This is a genomic window from Pseudidiomarina taiwanensis (genome assembly GCF_003987435.1).
Classification (GTDB): Bacteria; Pseudomonadota; Gammaproteobacteria; order Enterobacterales; family Alteromonadaceae; genus Pseudidiomarina; species Pseudidiomarina taiwanensis.
Genome location: NZ_PIQG01000001.1, coordinates 75,543 through 96,637 on the forward strand (window position 1 = coordinate 75,543; position 21,095 = coordinate 96,637).

The 21,095-nt window shown below is 48.6% G+C and carries 25 protein-coding genes; 24 read left to right on the forward strand and 1 reads right to left on the reverse strand.

Annotation, left to right across the window (positions count from 1 at the left end; translation table 11 throughout):
* Window positions 1-5 precede the first annotated feature (5 nt).
* From dusA to CWI83_RS00450, 22 genes are all read left to right on the forward strand, one after another.
* Window positions 6-1,040, forward strand: coding sequence for a tRNA dihydrouridine(20/20a) synthase DusA (dusA, locus tag CWI83_RS00345; protein WP_126824179.1), 1,035 nt, complete (start codon window positions 6-8; stop codon window positions 1,038-1,040).
* A gap of 147 nt (window positions 1,041-1,187) precedes the next feature.
* Window positions 1,188-1,454 (forward strand): hypothetical protein, encoded by a 267-nt coding sequence (locus CWI83_RS00350; protein WP_126824182.1) that lies wholly within the window; start codon window positions 1,188-1,190, stop codon window positions 1,452-1,454.
* 194 nt (window positions 1,455-1,648) lie between these two features.
* Window positions 1,649-2,851, forward strand: a complete 1,203-nt coding sequence (locus CWI83_RS00355) for a dipeptidase (RefSeq protein WP_198677223.1) — start codon at window positions 1,649-1,651, stop codon at window positions 2,849-2,851.
* Window positions 2,852-3,045: 194 nt separating this feature from the next.
* Window positions 3,046-3,357: a 30S ribosomal protein S10 gene (gene rpsJ, locus CWI83_RS00360; protein WP_008488677.1), complete on the forward strand. Its 312-nt coding sequence runs from the start codon at window positions 3,046-3,048 to the stop codon at window positions 3,355-3,357.
* A gap of 38 nt (window positions 3,358-3,395) precedes the next feature.
* On the forward strand, window positions 3,396-4,040 hold the full coding sequence (rplC, locus tag CWI83_RS00365) for a 50S ribosomal protein L3 (protein WP_126824185.1): 645 nt from the start codon (window positions 3,396-3,398) through the stop codon (window positions 4,038-4,040).
* 18 nt (window positions 4,041-4,058) lie between these two features.
* On the forward strand, window positions 4,059-4,664 hold the full coding sequence (rplD, locus tag CWI83_RS00370; RefSeq protein ID WP_126824188.1) for a 50S ribosomal protein L4: 606 nt from the start codon (window positions 4,059-4,061) through the stop codon (window positions 4,662-4,664).
* A complete protein-coding gene (gene rplW, locus CWI83_RS00375; protein WP_126824191.1) occupies window positions 4,661-4,963 on the forward strand; it encodes a 50S ribosomal protein L23 in 303 nt (100 codons plus the stop codon). Before rplD ends, rplW begins: the two co-directional genes overlap by 4 nt.
* Window positions 4,964-4,977: 14 nt before the next feature.
* Window positions 4,978-5,802 (forward strand): 50S ribosomal protein L2, encoded by an 825-nt coding sequence (gene rplB, locus CWI83_RS00380; protein WP_126824195.1) that lies wholly within the window; start codon window positions 4,978-4,980, stop codon window positions 5,800-5,802.
* Between the two features lie 16 nt (window positions 5,803-5,818).
* Complete coding sequence (gene rpsS / locus CWI83_RS00385; protein WP_126824200.1) at window positions 5,819-6,097, forward strand: 30S ribosomal protein S19; 279 nt, start codon at window positions 5,819-5,821, stop codon at window positions 6,095-6,097.
* Between the two features lie 11 nt (window positions 6,098-6,108).
* Window positions 6,109-6,441: a 50S ribosomal protein L22 gene (rplV, locus tag CWI83_RS00390; protein ID WP_126824203.1), complete on the forward strand. Its 333-nt coding sequence runs from the start codon at window positions 6,109-6,111 to the stop codon at window positions 6,439-6,441.
* 10 nt (window positions 6,442-6,451) lie between these two features.
* Window positions 6,452-7,141 (forward strand): 30S ribosomal protein S3, encoded by a 690-nt coding sequence (gene rpsC, locus CWI83_RS00395; protein WP_126824207.1) that lies wholly within the window; start codon window positions 6,452-6,454, stop codon window positions 7,139-7,141.
* A gap of 11 nt (window positions 7,142-7,152) precedes the next feature.
* The gene (gene rplP / locus CWI83_RS00400) at window positions 7,153-7,566 is read left to right on the forward strand and encodes a 50S ribosomal protein L16 (RefSeq protein ID WP_126824210.1); all 414 of its coding nucleotides are present in this window, start codon (window positions 7,153-7,155) and stop codon (window positions 7,564-7,566) included.
* Window positions 7,566-7,757 carry a 50S ribosomal protein L29 gene (gene rpmC, locus CWI83_RS00405; protein ID WP_126824213.1) on the forward strand — a complete coding sequence of 64 codons (192 nt, stop codon included), beginning with the start codon at window positions 7,566-7,568 and terminating at the stop codon, window positions 7,755-7,757. Before rplP ends, rpmC begins: the two co-directional genes overlap by 1 nt.
* Window positions 7,757-8,020, forward strand: a complete 264-nt coding sequence (gene rpsQ / locus CWI83_RS00410) for a 30S ribosomal protein S17 (protein WP_126824216.1) — start codon at window positions 7,757-7,759, stop codon at window positions 8,018-8,020. The genes rpmC and rpsQ overlap by 1 nt, the downstream gene beginning before the upstream one ends.
* Before the next feature lie 129 nt (window positions 8,021-8,149).
* Window positions 8,150-10,120: a BCCT family transporter gene (locus CWI83_RS00415; protein WP_126824220.1), complete on the forward strand. Its 1,971-nt coding sequence runs from the start codon at window positions 8,150-8,152 to the stop codon at window positions 10,118-10,120.
* Between the two features lie 96 nt (window positions 10,121-10,216).
* Entirely contained in the window at window positions 10,217-12,238 is a 2,022-nt protein-coding gene (locus CWI83_RS00420) for an NADPH-dependent 2,4-dienoyl-CoA reductase (RefSeq protein WP_126824223.1), read from the forward strand.
* On the forward strand, window positions 12,222-13,064 hold the full coding sequence (locus CWI83_RS00425; protein WP_126824226.1) for a PHP domain-containing protein: 843 nt from the start codon (window positions 12,222-12,224) through the stop codon (window positions 13,062-13,064). The genes CWI83_RS00420 and CWI83_RS00425 overlap by 17 nt, the downstream gene beginning before the upstream one ends.
* A 30-nt stretch (window positions 13,065-13,094) precedes the next feature.
* Entirely contained in the window at window positions 13,095-13,718 is a 624-nt protein-coding gene (locus CWI83_RS00430; RefSeq protein ID WP_126824229.1) for an L-threonylcarbamoyladenylate synthase, read from the forward strand.
* Window positions 13,696-14,547: a segregation and condensation protein A gene (locus tag CWI83_RS00435; protein ID WP_126824232.1), complete on the forward strand. Its 852-nt coding sequence runs from the start codon at window positions 13,696-13,698 to the stop codon at window positions 14,545-14,547. Before CWI83_RS00430 ends, CWI83_RS00435 begins: the two co-directional genes overlap by 23 nt.
* Window positions 14,528-15,124, forward strand: a complete 597-nt coding sequence (gene scpB / locus CWI83_RS00440; protein WP_126824235.1) for an SMC-Scp complex subunit ScpB — start codon at window positions 14,528-14,530, stop codon at window positions 15,122-15,124. Before CWI83_RS00435 ends, scpB begins: the two co-directional genes overlap by 20 nt.
* On the forward strand, window positions 15,117-15,998 hold the full coding sequence (rluB, locus tag CWI83_RS00445; RefSeq protein WP_126824238.1) for a 23S rRNA pseudouridine(2605) synthase RluB: 882 nt from the start codon (window positions 15,117-15,119) through the stop codon (window positions 15,996-15,998). The genes scpB and rluB overlap by 8 nt, the downstream gene beginning before the upstream one ends.
* Window positions 15,999-16,000: 2 nt before the next feature.
* Window positions 16,001-17,035, forward strand: coding sequence for an agmatine deiminase family protein (locus CWI83_RS00450; RefSeq protein WP_126824241.1), 1,035 nt, complete (start codon window positions 16,001-16,003; stop codon window positions 17,033-17,035).
* Here CWI83_RS00450 and CWI83_RS00455 read toward each other — a convergent pair.
* On the reverse strand, window positions 17,010-17,756 hold the full coding sequence (locus tag CWI83_RS00455) for an SIMPL domain-containing protein (protein ID WP_157980344.1): 747 nt from the start codon (window positions 17,754-17,756) through the stop codon (window positions 17,010-17,012). The two genes, CWI83_RS00450 and CWI83_RS00455, sit on opposite strands and share 26 nt — an antisense overlap.
* 84 nt (window positions 17,757-17,840) lie before the next feature.
* Between CWI83_RS00455 and CWI83_RS00460 the strand changes: the two genes are divergently transcribed.
* A complete protein-coding gene (locus CWI83_RS00460) occupies window positions 17,841-18,308 on the forward strand; it encodes a regulatory protein RecX (RefSeq protein ID WP_126824247.1) in 468 nt (155 codons plus the stop codon).
* A 79-nt stretch (window positions 18,309-18,387) separates the two neighbouring features.
* On the forward strand, window positions 18,388-20,985 hold the full coding sequence (alaS, locus tag CWI83_RS00465; RefSeq protein ID WP_126824249.1) for an alanine--tRNA ligase: 2,598 nt from the start codon (window positions 18,388-18,390) through the stop codon (window positions 20,983-20,985).
* Window positions 20,986-21,095: the final 110 nt, after the last annotated feature.

The window sequence follows — 21,095 nt, forward strand, 5'->3', positions numbered from 1 at the left end:
ACGCTATGCAGGGCGCATCGCCATATCAGAATAAGCCGTATCTGGCAGTGGCTCCAATGCTCGATTGGACGGACCGCCATTGTCGGTATTTCCATCGCTGCTTTACCAAGCAAACGGTGCTTTATACTGAAATGGTCACGACCGGCGCTATTCTATTCGGCAAGCAGGACTTCCTCGAGTACAACCCTGAAGAGCAGCCAGTGATATTGCAGTTAGGTGGCTCGGATCCGGGGGCTATGGCTGAATGCACCGCAATTGCCGCTGAACGCGGTTACAACGAAGTCAATATCAATGTCGGTTGTCCCTCTGATCGGGTTCAAAATGGCTCGTTCGGTGCTTGCTTGATGGCCGAACCAGAGACCGTTGCAGCCTGCGTGAAGGCAATGCGCGCAGCGGCCGATATTCGGGTGTCTGTGAAGACGCGGCTGGGCATTGACGAGCATGACTCAGATGAATTTTTGCAAGCGTTTATTGAGCCTGTCATGGCTGCTGGGTGCGAGTATTTCACTTTGCACGCCAGAACAGCTTGGCTTAAAGGGCTGAGCCCAAAACAGAACCGTGAAGTCCCACCGCTACAGTATGATCGCGTCTACCGCATGAAGGAACGCTATCCTAACCTGCATATCACCATCAATGGTGGGATCAAGACTATGGCTGACATTGAGCATCACCTGCAGTTTGTTGATGGCGTGATGATTGGGCGAGAGGCTTATCAAAATCCTGAGTTACTCGGCCAGTTTGATGGCCTGTTTGATCCCAATCATCAGCCTGTTGCATCTGAGCAAGTTATCGCTCAGATGATTCCCTATATCGAACAGCACATCAAGAAAGGTGGTAGGGCATGGCATGTGCTGCGGCATATGTTGGGCTTGTTTAACGGGCAGCCGGGCGCGAAACGTTGGCGACAAATATTGAGTCAACGTGGTCCTCAGGCAGTTTCTGTTAATGATTTATTCGCCGAGGCGCTTGCGGAAGTCCAAGTTGCGCGTGATAAATTTCACCAATTTATGCGTGAACAGACGACTTACGGCGCTGAATAACTCTCTCACGAAAACTTCAGCTAAATAATAAACATCATTTAAATCAGTGTTTTATATTTATTTTTAAAAGTTGGCACAACCTTTGCTTATTTCATAACGACTCCAGCAAGCAGTACGGAGTAAACAATCGTAAATAGGAGATTCGTTATGAAAGCGTCAATTGTTATCGTTACTGCATTCGTTGCCTCGGTTGCCTCTGCACCAAGTTTAGCGAGCAAAGCAGATATTGAAAAAACTATGAGTTCAGCCATTGCTGCGCAAGTTCAAGTTATTCAGACTGAAATTGTTGCAGCGACCAAAAATGCTTTGGATGAGACGGTTGAGTCTTGGAAGCAAGCATTTGTGGATACAGATGAAGACATGATCGAGGTCGCAGCAGTAGCTGAAGCTAATGCAAATGCCGATATCGATTAAGTGGGGGCTGCACAAATGTTCTCGATGTTTCCACTAATATTAATGGTCATTGCACCTGTGGTAGGAATTGCAGTCGCAGGTGCTTTTTTTGCGCTTCCGCTAATGTTTGGAAGTAACAATAGCTGATGCCTGAAGCGAGACGCTGTGATACGCTATGAGTTCAAGAATAACAACTCAAGTTAGCGAGGAGCAGTTTGGTGAAAAAGCAATTTTTAATCGGTCTCGTGAGTGCACTCTGTGTGACTCAGACTATCGCAAACGAGCCGTATCAGGCGAGTGAGAGAGCGATCCGTATCGCCCAAGAAAACCTGCTAATTGATACCCATATTGATGTCCCTTATCGACTCAACGACGACTGGGAAGATGTCACGGTTGCAACCGAGCGTGGCGATTTTGATTACCCAAGAGCCGTTGCCGGTGGTCTTAATGTCCCCTTTATGTCGATTTATATTCCTGCGCAATTAGAGCAAACTCCGGGAGCGAGTAAGCAACTTGCGCATCAATTGATTGATGGCATGGAAGCACTTGCCTATCGTGCTCCGCATAAATTTGCGCTAGCGGCAAGTCCAGATCAGGTTGTGCAGCAACAACAGCGTGGAGTGATCTCGATTGCTCTGGGGATGGAAAATGGCTCACCTATTGAGGGTGATCTCAATAACCTTTACACCTTCTATAATCGTGGTATCCGGTATATTACCCTCGCGCACTCCCTATCAAACCATATTTCAGATTCATCTTACGATATTCGTAAGCAATGGGGTGGGCTAAGCCCATTTGGTAAAACCCTCGTTGCTGAAATGAATAAGCTTGGCGTGATGGTTGATATTTCCCATGTTTCTGATGATGCGTTTTGGCAAGTTCTCGAAATCTCAAAAGTTCCAGTGATTGCTTCGCATTCATCTTTACGCCGATATACCCCAGGCTTTGAGCGCAACATGAGCGATGAGATGATCAAAGGGCTAGCCGACAATGGCGGTATCATCATGATTAACTTTGGGTCATCGTTCGTCACTCAGCAAGCCAATCGCTACCGCGCGATGCTTAAGCGTAAAGCGGATGCCATTATTGAACAATATGGTGAAGAGTCTGCCGAAGCGAAGCAGGCCCTAGCTGAAATGGAAGCGAAAAACCCATACCCATTCGCGACCCTAGATCAAGTCCTCGATCATATTGACCATGTTGTTGACTTGGTCGGTATCGACTATGTTGGGATTGGCTCTGACTATGATGGTGTAGGTGATTCACTACCCGTTGGCTTGAAAGATGTATCGACCTATCCCAATTTGGTAGAAGGTTTACTGCAGCGAAATTATTCAGAAGCCGATATTAAAAAGATCTTAGGTCAAAACTTTATGCGAGTGTGGCGAGAAGTTGAAGAGTACGCAGCAAAGCACTAAGGCTGTTGCTTTTCTTCAATTTCCGTGTATAATTCGCGGCCACGATTGGGTTAATGCAATCGTGATTAGGTAACCACAGCAGTCCCGATAGGGGATTGAATGGATTTCGTTGAAAAAACCTCGCCCGGTATGTGCCAGGGTGACGGTTTTTTTCTGTGCTCTTTTTTAAATGCTCTTTAATTGAGGCTATGTATATGGCTAATCAAAGAATTCGGATTCGCTTGAAAGCGTTCGATCACCGTCTGATTGACCAGTCGACTGCAGAAATCGTAGAAACTGCAAAGCGTACTGGTGCTCAGGTACGTGGTCCAATCCCACTGCCTACGCGCAAAGAACGTTTCACCGTGTTGATTTCTCCACACGTGAACAAAGATGCGCGTGACCAGTACGAGATTCGTACTCACAAGCGTTTGATTGACATCATGGACCCAACTGACAAAACCGTTGACGCATTGATGCGTTTGGATTTGGCTGCGGGTGTAGATGTACAAATCAGCCTAGGTTAAGCGGGCAGTAATAGGATTACACACGAGAGGTTTTAACAATGGCTATTGGTCTAGTCGGTCGTAAAGTAGGAATGACGCGTGTCTTCCAAGAAGACGGCGCTTCTGTACCTGTTACTGTGATCGAAGTGACAGCAAACCGTGTGACTCAGGTAAAAACTGAGGACACCGACGGCTATCGTGCGCTTCAAGTAACAACAGGTGAGAAGAAAGCGAACCGTGTAACAAAACCACTTGCTGGTCACTTTGCGAAAGCAGGTGTTGAAGCAGGTCGTGGTCTCTGGGAATTCCGCCTAGAAGACGGCGAAGGTGAAGAGTTTACAGTTGGTTCTGAAATCACTGTCGATATTTTCGCAGACACCAAGAAAGTAGACGTTACTGGCACTTCGAAAGGTAAAGGTTTCCAAGGTGCTGTTAAGCGTTGGAATTTCCGCACCCAAGACGCAACCCATGGTAACTCGTTGTCGCATCGTGCGCCGGGTTCTATCGGTCAGAACCAGTCTCCGGGTCGGGTATTCAAAGGCAAGAAAATGGCAGGCCAGATGGGTAACAAACAAGTCACAGTGCAAACACTTGACATCGTTCGCGTTGACGCAGAGCGCGGTTTGTTGCTAGTTCGCGGCGCTGTCCCTGGTGCTACTGGTGGCGATGTAATCGTCAAGCCAGCAGTCAAGGCTAAGGCGTAACGTCCGAGGAGAATGGTGATGGAATTAACATTAAAAGACGCAAAAGGCGCTCTTGAAGTTTCCGAAGCTACTTTTGGACGTGAGTTCAACGAAGCTTTGGTTCATCAGGTCGTCGTTGCTTATGCAGCGGGCGCACGTCAGGGCACCAAAGCGCAGAAGACGCGCTCAGAAGTGTCAGGTGGTGGTAAGAAGCCATGGCGTCAAAAAGGTACAGGTCGCGCGCGTGCGGGTACAATTCGTAGCCCAATCTGGCGTAGCGGTGGTACCACTTTCGCAGCGAAGCCGCGTAGCTTCGAGCAGAAAGTAAACAAAAAAATGTATCGTGGCGCACTCAAGAGCATTCTCTCTGAGTTAGTTCGCCAAGATCGCCTCGTAGTTGTTGAAAAGTTTGCGGTTGAATCACCAAAAACTAAACAACTTGCTGCGAAGCTCAAAGAAATGGAGTTGAACGATGTTTTGATCGTCACTTCAGAAGTGGATGAGAACTTGTTCTTAGCGGCTCGCAACTTGCACAAAGTTGACGTTCGTGACGTGCAAGGTATCGACCCTGTGAGCCTCGTTGCATTCGAGAAGGTGTTGATGACTGCTGATGCAGTTAAGCAGCTTGAGGAGAAATTATCATGATGCGCGAAGAACGTTTGCTGCAAGTAATCTTGGCTCCTCACGTTTCTGAAAAGTCGACTATGACTGCAGAAACGTCAAACACGATTGTCTTCAAAGTTGCAAAAGACGCAGCTAAAGCTGAAATCAAAGCAGCAGTTGAAAAACTGTTCGAAGTTGAAGTTGAAGCTGTGCGCACGGTTAACGTGAAAGGCAAAACGAAACGTACTGGTCTGCGCTTTGGTAAGCGTAGTGACTGGAAGAAAGCGTATGTCACCCTTAAAGAAGGTGCTGACATCGACTTCGTCGGCGGCGCTGAGTAATAGGAGGAATTCACATGGCATTAGTTAAGTGTAAGCCTACATCTCCAGGTCGTCGCCACGTCGTTAAAGTGGTTAACGAAGACCTGTACAAAGGCAAGCCTTACGCCCCGTTGTTGGATAAAAACAACAAGAAAGGTGGCCGTAATAACAATGGTCGCATTACAGTTCGTCATATCGGTGGTGGGCATAAGCATCACTACCGTATCGTCGACTTTAAGCGCGATAAAGATGGTATCCCTGCAAAGGTTGAGCGTTTGGAATATGATCCAAACCGTTCGGCGAACATCGCTCTTGTGCTTTATGCCGATGGTGAGCGTCGTTACATCCTTGCTCCGAAAGGTTTGAAAGTAGGTGATCCAATTCAATCAGGTTCAGATGCACCGATCAAAGCAGGTAATACCTTGCCATTGCGCAATATTCCTGTTGGTTCTGTGGTTCACGCGATTGAAATGAAGCCGGGTAAAGGCGCACAGCTAGCACGTTCAGCTGGTGCTTATGTCCAGCTATTGGCTCGCGATGGCGCGTACGCAACAGTCCGTCTACGTTCTGGCGAAGTTCGTCGGATCTTAGCTGATTGTCGTGCAACTATCGGTGAAGTCGGTAACGCTGAGCACATGCTCCGTCAATTGGGTAAAGCTGGTGCAACGCGCTGGCGTGGTGTTCGCCCGACCGTTCGCGGTGTGGCAATGAACCCAGTTGATCACCCGCATGGTGGTGGTGAAGGCCGTACCTCTGGTGGTCGTCATCCGGTTACTCCATGGGGTACACCGACTAAGGGTTATAAGACCCGTAAAAACAAGCGTACTGATAAGTTCATCGTACGTCGTCGCAACAAATAAGAGTTGAGGATTTAACATGCCACGTTCTCTTAAAAAAGGTCCATTTATCGACCTTCACCTATTGAATAAGGTGGAGAAAGCGTTGGAAGCCGGGGACAAGAAGCCTATTAAAACTTGGTCTCGTCGTTCAATGATTATCCCTGATATGATCGGCTTAACTATCGCTGTTCATAACGGTCGCCAGCACGTACCAGTTTTCGTTACTGACGAAATGATTGGTCACAAGCTTGGTGAATTCGCACCAACCCGTACTTATCGCGGCCACGCTGCTGATAAGAAAGCTAAGAAGCGCTAAGGAGAGTTAAGATGGAAGCTATTGCTATTCACAAGTTTGCTCGTCTTTCTGCGCAAAAAGGCCGGTTGGTTGCGGATCAGATTCGCGGTCTTCCAGTAGCGAAAGCATTGGATATTTTGGCTTACAGCCCGAAAGATGCAGCAGTGCTGTTGAAGAAGGTGCTTGAGTCAGCTATCGCGAATGCTGAACACAACGAAGGTGCCGACATCGACGAACTTAAAGTCGCTAAAGTCATGGTAGACGAAGGTCCAACCATGAAGCGTATTAAGCCTCGTGCGAAAGGTCGTGCTGATCGTATCTTTAAGCGTACCAGCCACATTACTGTGGTTGTTTCAGATAGCTAGGAGATAAGTTATGGGTCAGAAAGTACATCCTAATGGTATTCGCCTAGGTATCACCAAACCATGGAATGCAACCTGGTTCGCGAATACAAAAGATTTCGCTGATAACCTACACAGTGATCACGAAGTACGTAAGATGTTGACGAAAGAATTGGCCAATGCGTCAGTTTCTCGCATCGTCATCGAGCGTCCTGCAAAAAGTATCCGGGTTACCATTCACACTGCTCGTCCAGGTGTTGTGATTGGTCGCAAAGGTGAAGATGTTGAGAAACTCCGTAAGGCTGTTTCTAAATTGACTGGCGTACCAGCTCAAATCAACATCTCAGAAGTGCGTAAGCCAGAACTTGATGCACAATTGGTTGCTGAGAACATCACTGGTCAGCTAGAGCGTCGTGTTATGTTCCGTCGTGCGATGAAGCGCGCAGTTCAAAACGCTATGCGTCTTGGTGCTAAAGGTATCAAAGTTGAAGTCAGTGGTCGTTTAGGTGGAGCTGAAATTGCTCGTACAGAATGGTATCGCGAAGGTCGTGTACCACTTCACACATTGCGTGCTGATATCGATTACGCAACTGCTGAAGCAAGTACAACCTACGGTATCATCGGTGTTAAAGTTTGGATCTTCAAAGGTGAAGTACTCGGCGGCATGCCAGTAGAGGAAAAACCTGCAGCAGCTCCAGCGAAACGCCCTAAAGGCCGTAAGTAAGGAGAGACTAAATGTTACAACCTAAGCGTACGAAATTCCGTAAGGTGCACAAGGGCCGCAACCGCGGTGCAGCGCAGTCTGGTAACAAGGTCAGCTTCGGTACTTTCGGTTTGAAAGCGGTTGACCGTGGTCGTATGACTGCACGTCAAATCGAAGCGGCTCGTCGTGCTATGACGCGTCACGTGAAGCGTCAGGGTAAAATTTGGATCCGCGTATTCCCTGATAAGCCAATTACTCAGAAGCCTCTTGAAGTGCGGATGGGTAAAGGTAAAGGTAGCGTGGAATACTGGGTAGCTCAAATCCAGCCAGGTCGTGTGTTATACGAAATGGATGGTGTATCAGAAGAGTTGGCGCGTGAAGCCTTTACTCTTGCTGCACGTAAGCTGCCATTCAAAACCATCTTTGTAACTCGGACGGTGATGTAATGAAAGCAAGCGAACTGAATGATAAAACCGTTGAGCAGCTGCAAGAAGAATTGCTAGGTTTGCGTCGCGAGCAGTTTAATCTGCGCATGCAAGCAGCGACTGGTCAGCTGAATCAAACCCACATGTTGAAGCAAGTGCGTCGTGATATCGCACGTGTGAAAACAATTTTGAATCAGAAGGCAGGTGCGTAATGGCTGAAGAAAAACGTGTTCGTACTGTGCAAGGCCGTGTAACTAGCGACAAGATGGACAAGTCTATCACTGTTGCTATCACTCGCCGGGTGAAACACCCTGTGTATGGTAAGTACATTACTCGTACCACCAAGTTACACGCACACGACGAAAACAACGAGTGTAAAGCTGGCGATACCGTGATTATTCGCGAAACTCGTCCAGTATCTAAGACGAAGTCTTGGGCTCTTGTTGAAATCGTAGAGCGCGCAGAAGTCATTTAATTTGTTTTAAATGAATCGCTAACGAAAAAGCCACCTCCGGGTGGCTTTTTTATTGGAACATTGGTTGGGTGGTAATTTTTATCTGACTCGGTACACTAACAACTCACATTTGTTAAAGGAGTTGTTCGCATGCCCTCTGTTGAGAGAGCTCGATTAAATCCCCCCGTTTTTTTCTCGGCCGCCGGCCTGATTCTCTTCATTCTTATCGCGACTGCGATATTTCCGGAACGCGCTGATACCGTCTTTACTCAGCTGCAAGCGAAAATCATCGAGACCACGAGTTGGTTCTACGTGACTGCAGTGGCAATAATTTTAGTGAGTGTATTGTATCTGGGGCTGTCCCAATACGGCACCATTAAGTTAGGTCCGGATCATTCTCAGCCCGATTACAGTAGGCTGACCTGGTTCTCAATGCTGTTCTCAGCGGGGATGGGGATTGGTCTCATGTTTTTTGGTGTCGCTGAGCCAGTGATGCATTTTTTGGCGCCTCCAGTTGCCGAGGCAGGCTCAGTTGAGGCCGCTCGCGAAGCGATGAAGTTGACCTTCTTCCATTGGGGGTTGCACGCGTGGGCGATATACGCGATTGTCGCGCTTATTTTGGGCTTTTTTGCCTATCGTCACGGTTTGCCATTAACGCTCCGGTCAGCACTCTACCCACTTATTGGTGAACGAATTTATGGACCGATAGGGCATGCTGTCGATGCATTCGCTGTCATTGGTACTGTCTTCGGTGTGGCGACATCACTTGGGTTTGGGGTGACTCAGATTAACTCAGGGATTCATTATTTATTTGACGTCCCGGTCAGTACCCAAGTGCAAATCAGCCTAATTATCGGGGTCACCCTGCTTGCTGTGATCTCGGTCAGTACAGGCTTAGATAAGGGAATTCGACGACTCTCAGAGCTTAATATGAGCTTAGCCGTATTGCTGCTAGGCTTTGTCCTAATCGTTGGGCCGACGATCTTTTTATTACAGGCTTTTGTGCAAAACACTGGGGCTTATTTAGCTGATATCGTTGGCAATACCTTTAACTTGTTTGCCTATGAAAAAACCGACTGGATTGGTGGTTGGACGGTGTTCTATTGGGGCTGGTGGTTAAGTTGGGCACCATTCGTTGGGCTCTTTATCGCGCGTGTTTCTCGCGGGCGGACAATACGAGAATTTGTGCTTGGTGTGTTATTTGTTCCAGCTGGTTTTACCCTGATGTGGATGACCTTCTTTGGTAATTCAGCGATTGACCTGATTCTTAATCAGGGGATCACCAAATTAGCCACCATGGTAGAGGCAGATGTTTCGGTTGCCTTATTCGGCTTTCTTGAGCAGTTTCCATTCAGTCGCATACTCTCCATTATTGCAACTGTGATGGTGGTGGTCTTTTTTGTCACGTCTTGTGATTCGGGTGCCATGGTGGTCGATATGCTGTGCTCAAACGGCCAAGATAACACCCCACTGTGGCAACGTGTTTTTTGGGCGAGTAGTGAAGGGGTTGTTGCAACCGTCTTAATCGTTGCGGGTGGTATGGGTGCGTTGCAAACAATGACGATCGCCTCAGCACTCCCTTTTACGATTATTTTATTGCTGACTATCTATGGACTGTTTAAAGCACTTAGAATTGATGTACAAAAACGTGCGGCGTTACAAAACAATTATGTGACCGCCTCAGCTGTGGGGACCGAGGATTGGCGCGAGCGATTGGCGAATATTGTTGATTTACCCAGCCATGATTCTGCTCGAGGTTACTTACAAAAGGTTGTCACTCCAGCTTTGCAGGATGTTGCTGAAGAGTTCCGCAAACGTAATCTAGAATGCCAAGTCGAAGCGCAGTCAGAGGAGCTATCGGTAGCGTTATCAGTGATGCATGGCGACGAGATCGACTTTTTGTATAAAGTCATTTTGGTGGAGCATACTGCCCCGTCGTTTGTGAATGGCGAAGCGCAAACGTCGGAACCAGAAGCGTCGGAGCAATACTTTCGAGCTGAAGTCCATTTGCGCGAAGGTGGGCAGGATTACGACATTCTTGGCTGGTCGCGAAAGGCTGTGATCACAGATGTGCTTGATCATTATCAAAAGCACCTTCATTTCTTACATGTGTTGCGCTGATTGAAGGGCTCTCCCGTGGTCGGGAGAGCTTGCTGTCTCCCCCTGAAATGAGTAAAGTGAAGGCATATTCAAACGACTGTTTAAGTTGAGGTGACCGTGTCTTCACTTTATCCACATTTATTACAACCTCTCGATTTGGGTTTTACTCAGATCAAAAACCGCGTTCTTATGGGCTCCATGCATACAGGCTTAGAGGAGGAGCGAGGTGGTTTTGCAAAGTTGGCTGCGTTTTATGAAGCTCGCGCAAAAGGGGGAGTTGGACTAATTGTCACGGGTGGTATTAGCCCCAACTTTCGTGGTCGAGTCGCACCGTTTGGCAGTGAGCTGAGTAAGCCTTGGCATGTCGGGAAGCACCGCCAAGTCACCGAAGCTGTGCACCGTCATGGCAGTAAGATTTGTCTGCAAATCCTGCACACAGGTCGCTACGCTTACCATCCTTTTAATGTCGCCCCAAGCGCAATTAAGGCACCGATTAACCCATTTAAACCAAGCGCCATGTCTGAGCGCCAGATTCTGAAGACGATCAAGCAGTTCGCAACCACCGCGAAACTGGCACAAAAAGCCGGCTATGACGGGGTTGAAGTGATGGGTTCTGAGGGCTATTTAATCAATCAGTTCCTATGTCCACGCACGAACAAACGCACCGACCGATGGGGTGGTTCGTTTGAGAATCGTGCGCGACTTGCCATTGAAGTTGTGAGTGCCGTTCGCAAAGCGGTTGGTCCTGAATTTATTCTTATTTATCGGTTATCCATGCTTGATTTAGTCCCGGAAGGGAACAATTTTGAAGAAGTTATTGAGCTTGGTAAGGCTATTGAAAAAGCCGGAGCGACGATTATTAATAGTGGGATTGGTTGGCATGAAGCAAGAGTTCCAACGATTGTCACTTCTGTACCACGCGCCGCATTCAGCTGGATTACCCAGCGGGTTCGTGAGCAATTATCGATCCCTGTGGTGGCGGTCAACCGAATCAACACGCCCGAAGTGGGAGAGAAAATACTCGCCGATGGTGAGGCGGATATGGTGTCCATGGCACGTCCATTGCTAGCGGATGCTGATTTTGTCAATAAAGCTGCAGCGGGGGCTGCAGACCGGATTAATACCTGTATCGCTTGTAACCAGGCTTGTCTTGACCATGTTTTCGAGAATAAACGGGCAAGTTGCTTGGTGAACCCGCAAGCATGCTATGAAACTGAATTGACTTTTACTCCAACAACGCAAGCGAAGAAGCTCGCCGTTGTGGGTGCTGGTCCAGCGGGCCTTGCGTTTGCATGTAATGCTGCAGAGCGGGGGCATGAGGTGCATTTGTTCGATGCGGCGAGCGAAATCGGTGGGCAATTCAATTATGCCAAGCAAATCCCGGGCAAAGAGGAATTTCATGAGACCATTCGATATTTTAGCAATCGTCTCAAAGACGCTGGGGTGCATGTGCATCTGGGCGAACGTCAGGATGCCGACTCACTTCGCAAACACGAGTTTGATGAAATTGTACTGGCAACGGGGATCTTACCTCGTGAGGTCAACTTCGAAGGCACCGATTCGACTAAGGTATTGAGCTATCTAGATGTACTCCGTGACAAAAAAGAAGTTGGACAACGCGTCGCCATTATTGGTGCAGGCGGGATTGGTTTCGATGTCGCTGAGTATTTAACTACAGAATCGTCACCGAGCTTATCGGTTGATGAATGGTCAGCTGTTTGGGGCGTCGATAAGGACTATCAAGAGCGGGGTGCACTGAAACCAGCACAAGCTGAGCACAGCCCAAGAGAAGTCTTTTTGCTGCAGCGGAAAACCAGTAAGGTTGGTGCCGGCCTCGGTAAAACATCGGGTTGGGTCCATCGAGCGACCCTAGCCAAGAAAGGGGTCAAGATGTTGCCAGGCTGTAGTTATAAGGCAGTGACTGACAGCGGCTTACTGATCGAGCGAGATGGGCAAGAGCAGTTGCTAGAAGTGGATCACATTATTGTGTGTGCGGGTCAAGTTCCGTTCCGCTCCTTGTATGATGAGCTGCAAGCACAAGGTGTCAAAGTTCATCTTATAGGTGGTGCTGATGTGGCGGCGGAACTAGACGCGAAACGCGCAATTCGACAAGGAGCTGAGCTTGCCGCGGCAATCTGAGCACCAAGGCTATGATTTACATTGTCACTCGGTGTATTCTGATGGTGTGTTGACACCGCAGCAACTGGTTTATCGTGCGGTGGAGCGTGAGCTTAATTATTTGGCAATTACCGACCACGACAGCATTGCGGGAGTCGCCGAGGCTGAGCAGGTGATTCGCTCAGAACAACCTCAGCTAACGCTAATCACCGGAGTCGAATTAACCTGCCAATGGCAGGGATTCGAAATTCATCTGGTAGGTCTAAACTTCGATCCGTCGAGTCTCGAGCTGCAGCAACTCCTTGCACTACAGCAGCAGCGTCGACGCGAACGGTTTGCCGCGATGCTAGCGAAACTAAAACACATAGGTTTTGTGCTCGAGCTTGACGCTATGCTTGAGTCCGCCACTATGCCAACTCGTAAACATATTGCCGATGCTTTGGTTGAATCCGGTCAAGTGAGCAGCTTTGATGGGGTTTTCCGGCGCTACCTTGGCAAGGGACAGCAAGCCTACATCAAACCAGAGTGGTGTGATTTAGAGACCGCTATCAGCGCCGTACAGCGAGCAGGTGGCAAGACTGCGATTGCTCATCCGCATGCATATAAATTCAGTAACAAATGGCTGCGTCGGCTTTTTAGTGAAGCCAAGGAGTTTGGCTTAGACGCAATTGAAGTGGCCTTAAGTCAACAGGCGCCCGGGCAGCGCGATGCGCTGGCAGGGTTTGCTAAAGACTTAGAGTTAGCGTGTTCGGTTGGTTCTGATTTTCATGCGCCACGGCCATGGCGCGATCTGGGTAAAAACCTTTGTCTACCTGCAGGCTGTATGCCAATATGGGATCTGTTTTAAGACATCAATAATAAGTAATTAACGAGTAGCATGAGCCAATACTTTGCGGTCCATCCAGAAAATCCCCAAGCGCGGCTAATACAACAGGCCGTGCAGATTCTTCGTCAAGGCGGAGTCATGGTTTATCCAACCGACTCTGGCTATGCGCTCGCCTGTCGTATTGGTGATAAAAATGCGATGGAGCGTATTTGCCAAATTCGTGAAGTCGATAAAGACCACCATTTTACCTTGATGTGCCGAGACTTATCTGAGCTTGCTACTTATGCACGCGTGAATAATCAAGCATTTCGCTTACTCAAAAACAATACCCCAGGTCACTACACTTTTATCTTAGTTGCGACCAAAGAAGTGCCTAAACGTCTGCTTAATGCGCGGCGCAAAACGATCGGGATCCGCGTATCTGACGATCCGATCACGATGGCATTGACTGAGAGCCTTGGGGAGCCATTGATGTCGACTAGTTTAGTTATGAAAGGTGAAGAGTTTGCGGAGTCGGATCCATACGAAATTCGTTGGCGTCTCGAACATGCTGTTGATGTCATCATTGACGGCGGACACCGTGGTGAGGAACCGACAACAGTCGTAGATATGTCCGGTGACGAGATAGAAATCCTCCGCGCAGGAGCAGGTGATGTCGGACCCTTCGCAGGCTGAACCACAGCAACAATCCTTGCCCCTTGGCTTTGTCCGCGGCGAACCCTTGCTGGACAAACCTGAAGATCTTTATATTCCGCCTGATGCGTTGGAATTGATTCTCGAGAGTTTCTCGGGACCGATGGACTTATTACTCTATCTTATTCGTCGGCAAAAGCTTGATATCGTTGAACTACCTATTCTTCCGATCACGACGCAGTACATGGAGTACGTCGAGATGATGAAGGAGTTAAAACTCGAGTTAGCGGCAGATTACCTGGTTATGGCTGCGATGCTTGCGGAAATAAAAAGTCGCATGTTATTGCCTAAGCCCAAAACTGAGGAGGACGAAGAAGTCGATCCGCGCGCGGAATTAATTCGGCGCTTACAGGAGTATGAGGCGATCCGCCTTGGTGCCCAGCATATTGATGAGCGTCCACAAATGGGGCGTGATCAATTCGAGGTAAGTGTTGAGACGAACGCACATGAGCGGATTGAACAGTTGTTACCTGAGGTAACGGCACATGAGCTTGCGCTCGCCTTTGCCGCAGCGTTACAGCAGGCCGACCTTAAACTTCATCATCATATTCATCGAGAGCGTTTATCAACGCGCGAGCGCATGAGTCAAATTTTAGATGTATTGCAGCGCCAAACTAGGGTGAGTTTATCTGAGCTTTTTCGTCCAGAGGAAGGCCGTGCGGGCGTCGTCGTAAGCTTTTTAGCAATTCTCGAACTGGTCAAAGAAACCTTGATTGAAATAACCCAAATTGATCCGTTTAGTGAAATTCATGTGGTTGCCAAAGCTCAATCGCAGAACGAGGGTGAAGTGTATGCAAACGCATCAACTTAAACAAACTATTGAGGCCTTGCTATTTGCCGCGGGCACCCCGCTTAACTTGAATCAACTGATGGAAGTTTTAGAGCCTGAGCAAATCAGTCGACAGCAACTGAAGCAAGTTCTCAGTGAGTTACAGCAAGATTACGCCGAGCGTGGCATAACTTTAGTTGAGGTTGCATCGGGTTATAGATTTCAGACACGAGCCGAATTGGGTGATATAATCGCGCGCCTGTGGCAGGAGAAGCCGCCGAAGTACTCACAAGCACTATTGGAGACTTTGGCATTAATTGCTTATCGACAACCGATCACCCGCGGTGATATTGAAGAAGTTCGTGGTGTAAGTGTCAGTTCACAGATTATGAAAACCCTTCAAGAGCGTGGTTGGATCAAAGTCGTCGGGCATCGCGAAGTGCCTGGACGACCGCAATTATATGCGACCACAGCGACGTTTCTTGATGATTTAAGTTTGCAGGATTTATCTGAGTTGCCTGAAATTCCCGCGGTTGCAACAGCCGCTGACGATTCAGCTCAATCGGCTCACGTAACCGCTGCGACAGCGACAACAGAAGAGTCTCAAGTACATGAGTGAAAAATTACAGAAAGTTCTAGCCCGCTCAGGGCATGGTTCTAGACGCGAACTCGAGGCGAAAATTGCAGCCGGACGGGTCAGCGTCGACGGTAAAGTTGCAGCCCTTGGCGACCGTATTGATGGCAACGAGAAGGTCCGTATTGATGGACACGAGGTCTCGATTAAGCCTGCGGCGGATATGATTTGTCGGGTATTGATGTATCACAAGCCCGAAGGTGAGCTTTGTACTCGCAGTGACCCTGAAGGGCGGCCAACCGTTTATGACAACTTACCTCGTATCCAAGGAGCACGATGGGTTGCGGTTGGGCGCTTGGATATCAACACCTCCGGCTTGCTGTTATTTACCACCGATGGCGAACTTGCCAATCGTCTTATGCATCCTGCCAATCAGATTGAGCGCGAATATGCAGTGCGTGTTTTTGGCGAAGTCGATGATGCGATGCTCAAGCGACTGCAAAGTGGTGTGCAACTCGAAGATGGTCCTGCTGCCTTCAAACAAATTAGACGTGGAGGCGGTGAGGGCATCAATCAATGGTTCAATGTGATGTTAACTGAGGGCCGCAACCGTGAAGTACGTCGACTGTGGGAATCTCAGGGAGTTCAGGTTAGTCGCTTGATTCGTGTCCGGTATGGCAATATCAAGCTAGAGCAGGGCTTACCACAAAGTGGCTGGGGGGAATTAGACTTAGAGCAAATTAACTATTTGCGTAGTCTTGTTCAACTTCCGCCTGAGCAACAAAGTTTTACCAATCCGCGCCAAAAAGACAATCGCCAAAAGCGCTACGCTCGAGCTCGAAGAACCCAAAACCAGCGTCTCCAGCAAGCGCGTAAAATCTCATCGCGTGAGCCACAAAAGGCCGCGAAGAAGCGCTAGAGATGCTTCTCGCGGACTGGCAACTAGAGGGGCCACTATTAGCACTGTGGCCCTGTCGACGTGATGTCTGGCGCGGGGTTGATCGACAACCTGAATTCGCTCCAGCGCAACAGCAGCTGCTGCAATTATTGCGTGCAGTGCAGCACTATCATCCCGTTTATCTTGCAGTGCATCCGCTTTGGTATGGACGAGTTGCGCGGACCGTTTCAGACCTTCCATTAATTCCATTGAGTTATGATGATGCTTGGGCTCGAGATATTGCGCCTTTGTGGATGAGCAAGCACAACCAGTTGCGCGCCCGTGCGTTTCGGTTTGATGCATGGCACGGCTTATATCCAGAAGTATCTCGCGACAATGCCTTTGCCCTAAGACTTGCTTTGCAGCTTGGCCTGCGTTGTGACTCTGATGGGTTAGTCATTGAGGGCGGAATGATCGTAACCAATGGCCGTGGACTTGGCTTGATTCATCGCCGCAGCTTATTGCGCAATAATCCAAAGCTGAGTTGGGGGCAACTAAGTGTGCGCCTCAAGCGGCAGTTGGGGTTGCATACTCTGATTGGATTAGATTGGGCGCATTGGGCTGACGAAACCGGCGGGCATATGGATAATTATGCTCAGTTTATCGACTCCAACACCCTCGCTTATGTGCAAGATTTGGCTGAGCAAGAGCTCGGTGTGATTTTCTTGGCCGCAATACAACAGGCCTTTCAAGCGCAGCAGCAACCACTTAACTTAGTTAAACTGCCGAAGCTAGAACTGCTGTCCGCTGCCAGCTATCCACTTGTTGATGTGCAGCGTCGCAAGGGCGTATTAGCGCGGCAGCACAAAGCGATTCTGGCCAGTTATGCTAATTTTATTCGTTATAAAGATTTACTGGTGGTGCCGCAATTTGGTCTACCAGCTGATGCCACCGCATCTTCATGTTTTTTGCAAAGTAATGCAGAATTGTTGCAATTAACCACCCCTGCTCGCGAATTTATCGCAGCAGGCGGTGGTCCTCACTGCCTCACCGTTAATCTCCCGCAGCAGCCTCTGTAAGACGATAGGTTGCCGTTACTTGTGCATTAATTTCCTGTTCTCCCGGCTGGGTCGGACTCGCATCAGCTGCGCGCATGCGCATCGCCTCGATGGGATACGGTTGACCAGCACTTACTTCGTCAAGGCGAATAAGTTCCCCTAACTGTGCCTGGTTGTGCACAGCTAATAACTTGGCTCGGTGTTGGGCAACCGAAGTCGCACGTCGTAACGCTTCGTTGTAGAGAGCTTCTTGTTCAGTGACTTGAAATTGAATCGAACTAATCTGTTCAACCCCAGCTTGCACGAGTTGTTCAACAAGTTGGTCAACCTGCTCGATTTGGGCTAACTGCAAAGTGACTTGTCGAGTGACGTTATAACCTTTAAAGACGCGTTCCTCGTCGACCCAACGGTATTCTGGATAAATCGAAAATTGCGGAGTAATGACTTGTTCTGGCGGCAAACCAAAGGCAACAGCGACTTCTTGAATTTGCCGTGTTTGCTGGTCAACTTGAGCCTTTAATAGGTTAAGATCTTGGCCCATTCGGCGAATGAGCATATGTACCTGCGCTTGATCAGGCGTTGCGCGCACGCTAGCAGCGCCTTGAACAGTAATCGTTCTGCTCTCATTGGCCGTGTCATTGATCCGATAGACCTTTGAATTATCGATAGATTGAGGTTGGCACCCAGTTAAAAATAATAGCCCTAAAATCGCTGTGCTGAGCGAAATGGCATGTGCTTTCATGAGCCGCTCCATTTTGAGTTTTCCCGGTGTTAATGTAATCATGATACCTATGCTATAGACGCCAACTTGGGCAATTAATTCAATATGAGTGACACAACCGAACAACAAGCGCGTGAGACCGTGCTGCGTTTGCTGGCAAGACGCGAGCATTCACAACTGGAATTGCGCCAAAAATTGCGCCAGCGTGGATTCACTCAGACTCAGATCGAAGCGGCATTAAATTATGTTGGCGAGCGAGGCTATCAAAGCGATCGCCGTTTTGCCGAGAGTTGGTTACGGCAATCAATCGCTAAGGGCGATGGACCGACTAAAATTGCTGCCGCAGCCCAACATAAAGGTATTCGCAGTGAATTACTGAACGAACTGCTAGATGAGCTTGAGCCTGATTGGTTTCAGCTATGTGCGGAACGACTCTTTCGTAAATTTGGTGAACAGCCTCCCACTGACCGCAAGCAACGGGATAAAATAATCCGCCATTTGCTGCAACGCGGGTTTAGGTATGAACAAGTGCAACACGCACTCCAATTGCAATCAGAGTGTTCAACAGACTAGGCTTGCAACCTGTTTCATGCTAGGCTTTGCGGCTAAAATTTAGTCCTTTAATTGACCCAGATTTTGTAGGAAAAATTTCATGAGTATGACCAGTGCTGAAATCCGCGAGGCGTTTCTCTCATTTTTTGAAGAACGTGGTCATCAGCGCGTTGCATCCGCTTCGCTTATTCCAAGTAATGACCCCACGCTGTTATTCACAAATGCCGGTATGGTGCCGTTTAAAGATGTATTTCTTGGCGATGAAAAGCGTGATTATGTCCGAGCGACGTCATCACAGCGCTGCTTGCGCGCGGGTGGTAAGCACAATGACTTGGAAAATGTGGGGTATACCGCACGGCATCATACCTTTTTCGAAATGCTCGGTAACTTTAGCTTCGGTGATTATTTCAAGCGCGAAGCGATTCAATATGCGTGGGAGTTTCTCACCGAAGTACTGAGAATTCCTGCCGATAAACTGTGGGTCACAGTATTTACTGAGGATGATGAAGCATACGATATTTGGGCCAGAGAAATAGGCGTGCCGGAAGCGCGTATAGCTCGCATCGGCGCTAAAGATAATTTTTGGTCTATGGGGGATACTGGACCTTGTGGCCCATGCTCTGAGATCTTCTACGATCATGGCGATGAGGTATGGGGTGGTCCTCCTGGCTCAGCGGAAGAAGATGGTGATCGTTATATCGAAATCTGGAACCTCGTATTCATGCAATTTAACCGTCAAGCTGACGGAACTATGGAGCCGTTACCCAAACCTTCGGTCGATACGGGGATGGGGCTGGAGCGAATTGCGGCGGTACTCCAGCATGTTCATAGCAACTACGAAATCGATTTGTTCACTGCGCTCATCAAGGCTGCCGCCGAGTGTGTTGGCACCACTGACCTTGATAATAAATCACTACGCGTTATTGCCGATCATATCCGCTCATGTAGCTTCCTTATCGCTGACGGTGTGCAACCATCAAACGAAGGCAGAGGCTATGTGATGAGACGGATCATCCGGCGCGCTATTCGGCACGGGAACATGCTCGGTGCGCAAACTGGCTTCTTCCATAAATTAGTGAAGGCGCTCGTCGTGCAGATGGGCGCAGCTTACCCTGAGCTGGTTGAAAAGCAGCAAGTGATTACTGATGCGCTGGCGCGTGAAGAAGATCAGTTCGGCAAAACCCTCGAGCGAGGATTAGCAATTCTGCAGGATTCACTCAATCAGTTAGAGGGTGATGTGATTCCGGGTGAAGTCGTCTTTAAGCTTTATGACACTTATGGCTTCCCGATGGATTTAACCGCTGATATCGCGCGTGAGAAGCAACTTCGCATTGACGAAGAAGGTTTCCATGCCGCAATGGCTCAGCAGCGTCAGCGTGCGCAAGAGGCATCCCAGTTCGGGGTCGATTACAACCAACGGCTGAAGTCCGACGTTAAAACTCAGTTTGTTGGCTATACCGAGGTGAAAGACACGGCTGACATCGTTGAAATCTTTGTCGAGGGTGAATCGGTACAGCAACTAGAGGCTGGTCAGCAAGGGATTATCGTACTTGCGAAAACGCCATTTTATGCAGAGAGCGGTGGTCAAATTGGTGATACCGGGAAATTAGTCGCAAATGGCGGCTGTTTTACTGTTGCAGATACCCAATATATTGGTAAAGCAATCGGCCATCATGGTGTAGCAGAGAGCACTTTAAAGATTGGTGATAGTGTATACGCTGAAATTGATGCTGAGCGACGCGCCCAAATAAAGCGTAATCACTCGGCGACTCATTTACTTCACGCCGCACTCCGCAACTTGCTTGGCGAGCATGTGACGCAAAAAGGCTCGCTCGTCACTGCAGATCGACTCCGTTTTGACTTTTCTCACTATGAAGCAGTGAGTGCGGAGCAGCTTGATCAAATCGAGTTGCAAGTGAACCGTGAAATCATGGCAAACCATGAACTCACCGCGCAACACATGGCAATTGACGAGGCTAAAAAAGCGGGTGCAATGGCGCTGTTTGGCGAAAAGTACGATGACCAAGTGCGAGTCGTCAGCATGGGTGATTTCTCGATGGAGCTCTGCGGCGGAACTCACGTAGCCCGCACGGGCGATATTGCCGGCTTTAGAATTGTCAGCGAGTCAGGAATTGCCTCAGGGGTGCGCCGGCTTGAAGCAGTCACCGGACATCATGCCGCTAGCTTTACTTTGCGTCAGCAAAATGAATTGCGCACAGCCGCTAATCTATTAAAAGCTGAGCCTTTGGCATTGAGTCAACGTTTACAGGCTCAACTTGACCGGAGCCGCAATCTGGAAAAGCAAATTGATCAACTACAGCAACAGCTTGCAAGTGCAGCTGGTGGTGATTTAGTTGCTCAAGCAGAGGATATTAATGGTCGCAAAGTGATCATTGCACAGTTACAAAACGTAGAATCTAAGGCACTTCGTGAAATGGTCGATGACCTGAAGAATCAACTGCAGTCAGGGATCATCATGCTGGCGGTGGAAAGCAAAGGAAAAGTTGCTTTAATCGCTGGTGTAACGAAAGACCTAACAAGCCAAGTGAAAGCGGGTGATATTGTCAATACGGCTGCAGTTGAAGTGGGTGGCAAAGGCGGAGGGCGCCCAGACCTTGCTCAAGCAGGTGGTTCTGATCCAAGTAAAATCGAGGATGCATTGTCTGCCGTGCGTGCTATGCTTAAGCAGGTCTTATAAATCTTTGCGATTAATTGTTTTCAGGGTTGTATAAGCCTAAAATTAGGGCTAATATAACAATCGTAATAAATTGGATGTCGCGCGTTAGCATGGTCTGATAGCGCACAAGC

Coding starts and splice junctions, on each gene's coding strand:
- dusA (WP_126824179.1), top strand. CDS start 6: ATGCAGGGCGCATCGCCATATCAGAATAAGCCGTATCTGGCAGTGGCT.
- CWI83_RS00350 (WP_126824182.1), top strand. CDS start 1,188: ATGAAAGCGTCAATTGTTATCGTTACTGCATTCGTTGCCTCGGTTGCC.
- rpsJ (WP_008488677.1), top strand. CDS start 3,046: ATGGCTAATCAAAGAATTCGGATTCGCTTGAAAGCGTTCGATCACCGT.
- rplC (WP_126824185.1), top strand. CDS start 3,396: ATGGCTATTGGTCTAGTCGGTCGTAAAGTAGGAATGACGCGTGTCTTC.
- rplD (WP_126824188.1), top strand. CDS start 4,059: ATGGAATTAACATTAAAAGACGCAAAAGGCGCTCTTGAAGTTTCCGAA.
- rplW (WP_126824191.1), top strand. CDS start 4,661: ATGATGCGCGAAGAACGTTTGCTGCAAGTAATCTTGGCTCCTCACGTT.
- rplB (WP_126824195.1), top strand. CDS start 4,978: ATGGCATTAGTTAAGTGTAAGCCTACATCTCCAGGTCGTCGCCACGTC.
- rpsS (WP_126824200.1), top strand. CDS start 5,819: ATGCCACGTTCTCTTAAAAAAGGTCCATTTATCGACCTTCACCTATTG.
- rplV (WP_126824203.1), top strand. CDS start 6,109: ATGGAAGCTATTGCTATTCACAAGTTTGCTCGTCTTTCTGCGCAAAAA.
- rpsC (WP_126824207.1), top strand. CDS start 6,452: ATGGGTCAGAAAGTACATCCTAATGGTATTCGCCTAGGTATCACCAAA.
- rplP (WP_126824210.1), top strand. CDS start 7,153: ATGTTACAACCTAAGCGTACGAAATTCCGTAAGGTGCACAAGGGCCGC.
- rpmC (WP_126824213.1), top strand. CDS start 7,566: ATGAAAGCAAGCGAACTGAATGATAAAACCGTTGAGCAGCTGCAAGAA.
- rpsQ (WP_126824216.1), top strand. CDS start 7,757: ATGGCTGAAGAAAAACGTGTTCGTACTGTGCAAGGCCGTGTAACTAGC.
- CWI83_RS00415 (WP_126824220.1), top strand. CDS start 8,150: ATGCCCTCTGTTGAGAGAGCTCGATTAAATCCCCCCGTTTTTTTCTCG.
- CWI83_RS00430 (WP_126824229.1), top strand. CDS start 13,095: ATGAGCCAATACTTTGCGGTCCATCCAGAAAATCCCCAAGCGCGGCTA.
- CWI83_RS00435 (WP_126824232.1), top strand. CDS start 13,696: ATGTCGGACCCTTCGCAGGCTGAACCACAGCAACAATCCTTGCCCCTT.
- scpB (WP_126824235.1), top strand. CDS start 14,528: ATGCAAACGCATCAACTTAAACAAACTATTGAGGCCTTGCTATTTGCC.
- rluB (WP_126824238.1), top strand. CDS start 15,117: ATGAGTGAAAAATTACAGAAAGTTCTAGCCCGCTCAGGGCATGGTTCT.
- CWI83_RS00450 (WP_126824241.1), top strand. CDS start 16,001: ATGCTTCTCGCGGACTGGCAACTAGAGGGGCCACTATTAGCACTGTGG.
- CWI83_RS00455 (WP_157980344.1), bottom strand. CDS start 17,756: ATGAAAGCACATGCCATTTCGCTCAGCACAGCGATTTTAGGGCTATTA.
- CWI83_RS00460 (WP_126824247.1), top strand. CDS start 17,841: ATGAGTGACACAACCGAACAACAAGCGCGTGAGACCGTGCTGCGTTTG.
- alaS (WP_126824249.1), top strand. CDS start 18,388: ATGAGTATGACCAGTGCTGAAATCCGCGAGGCGTTTCTCTCATTTTTT.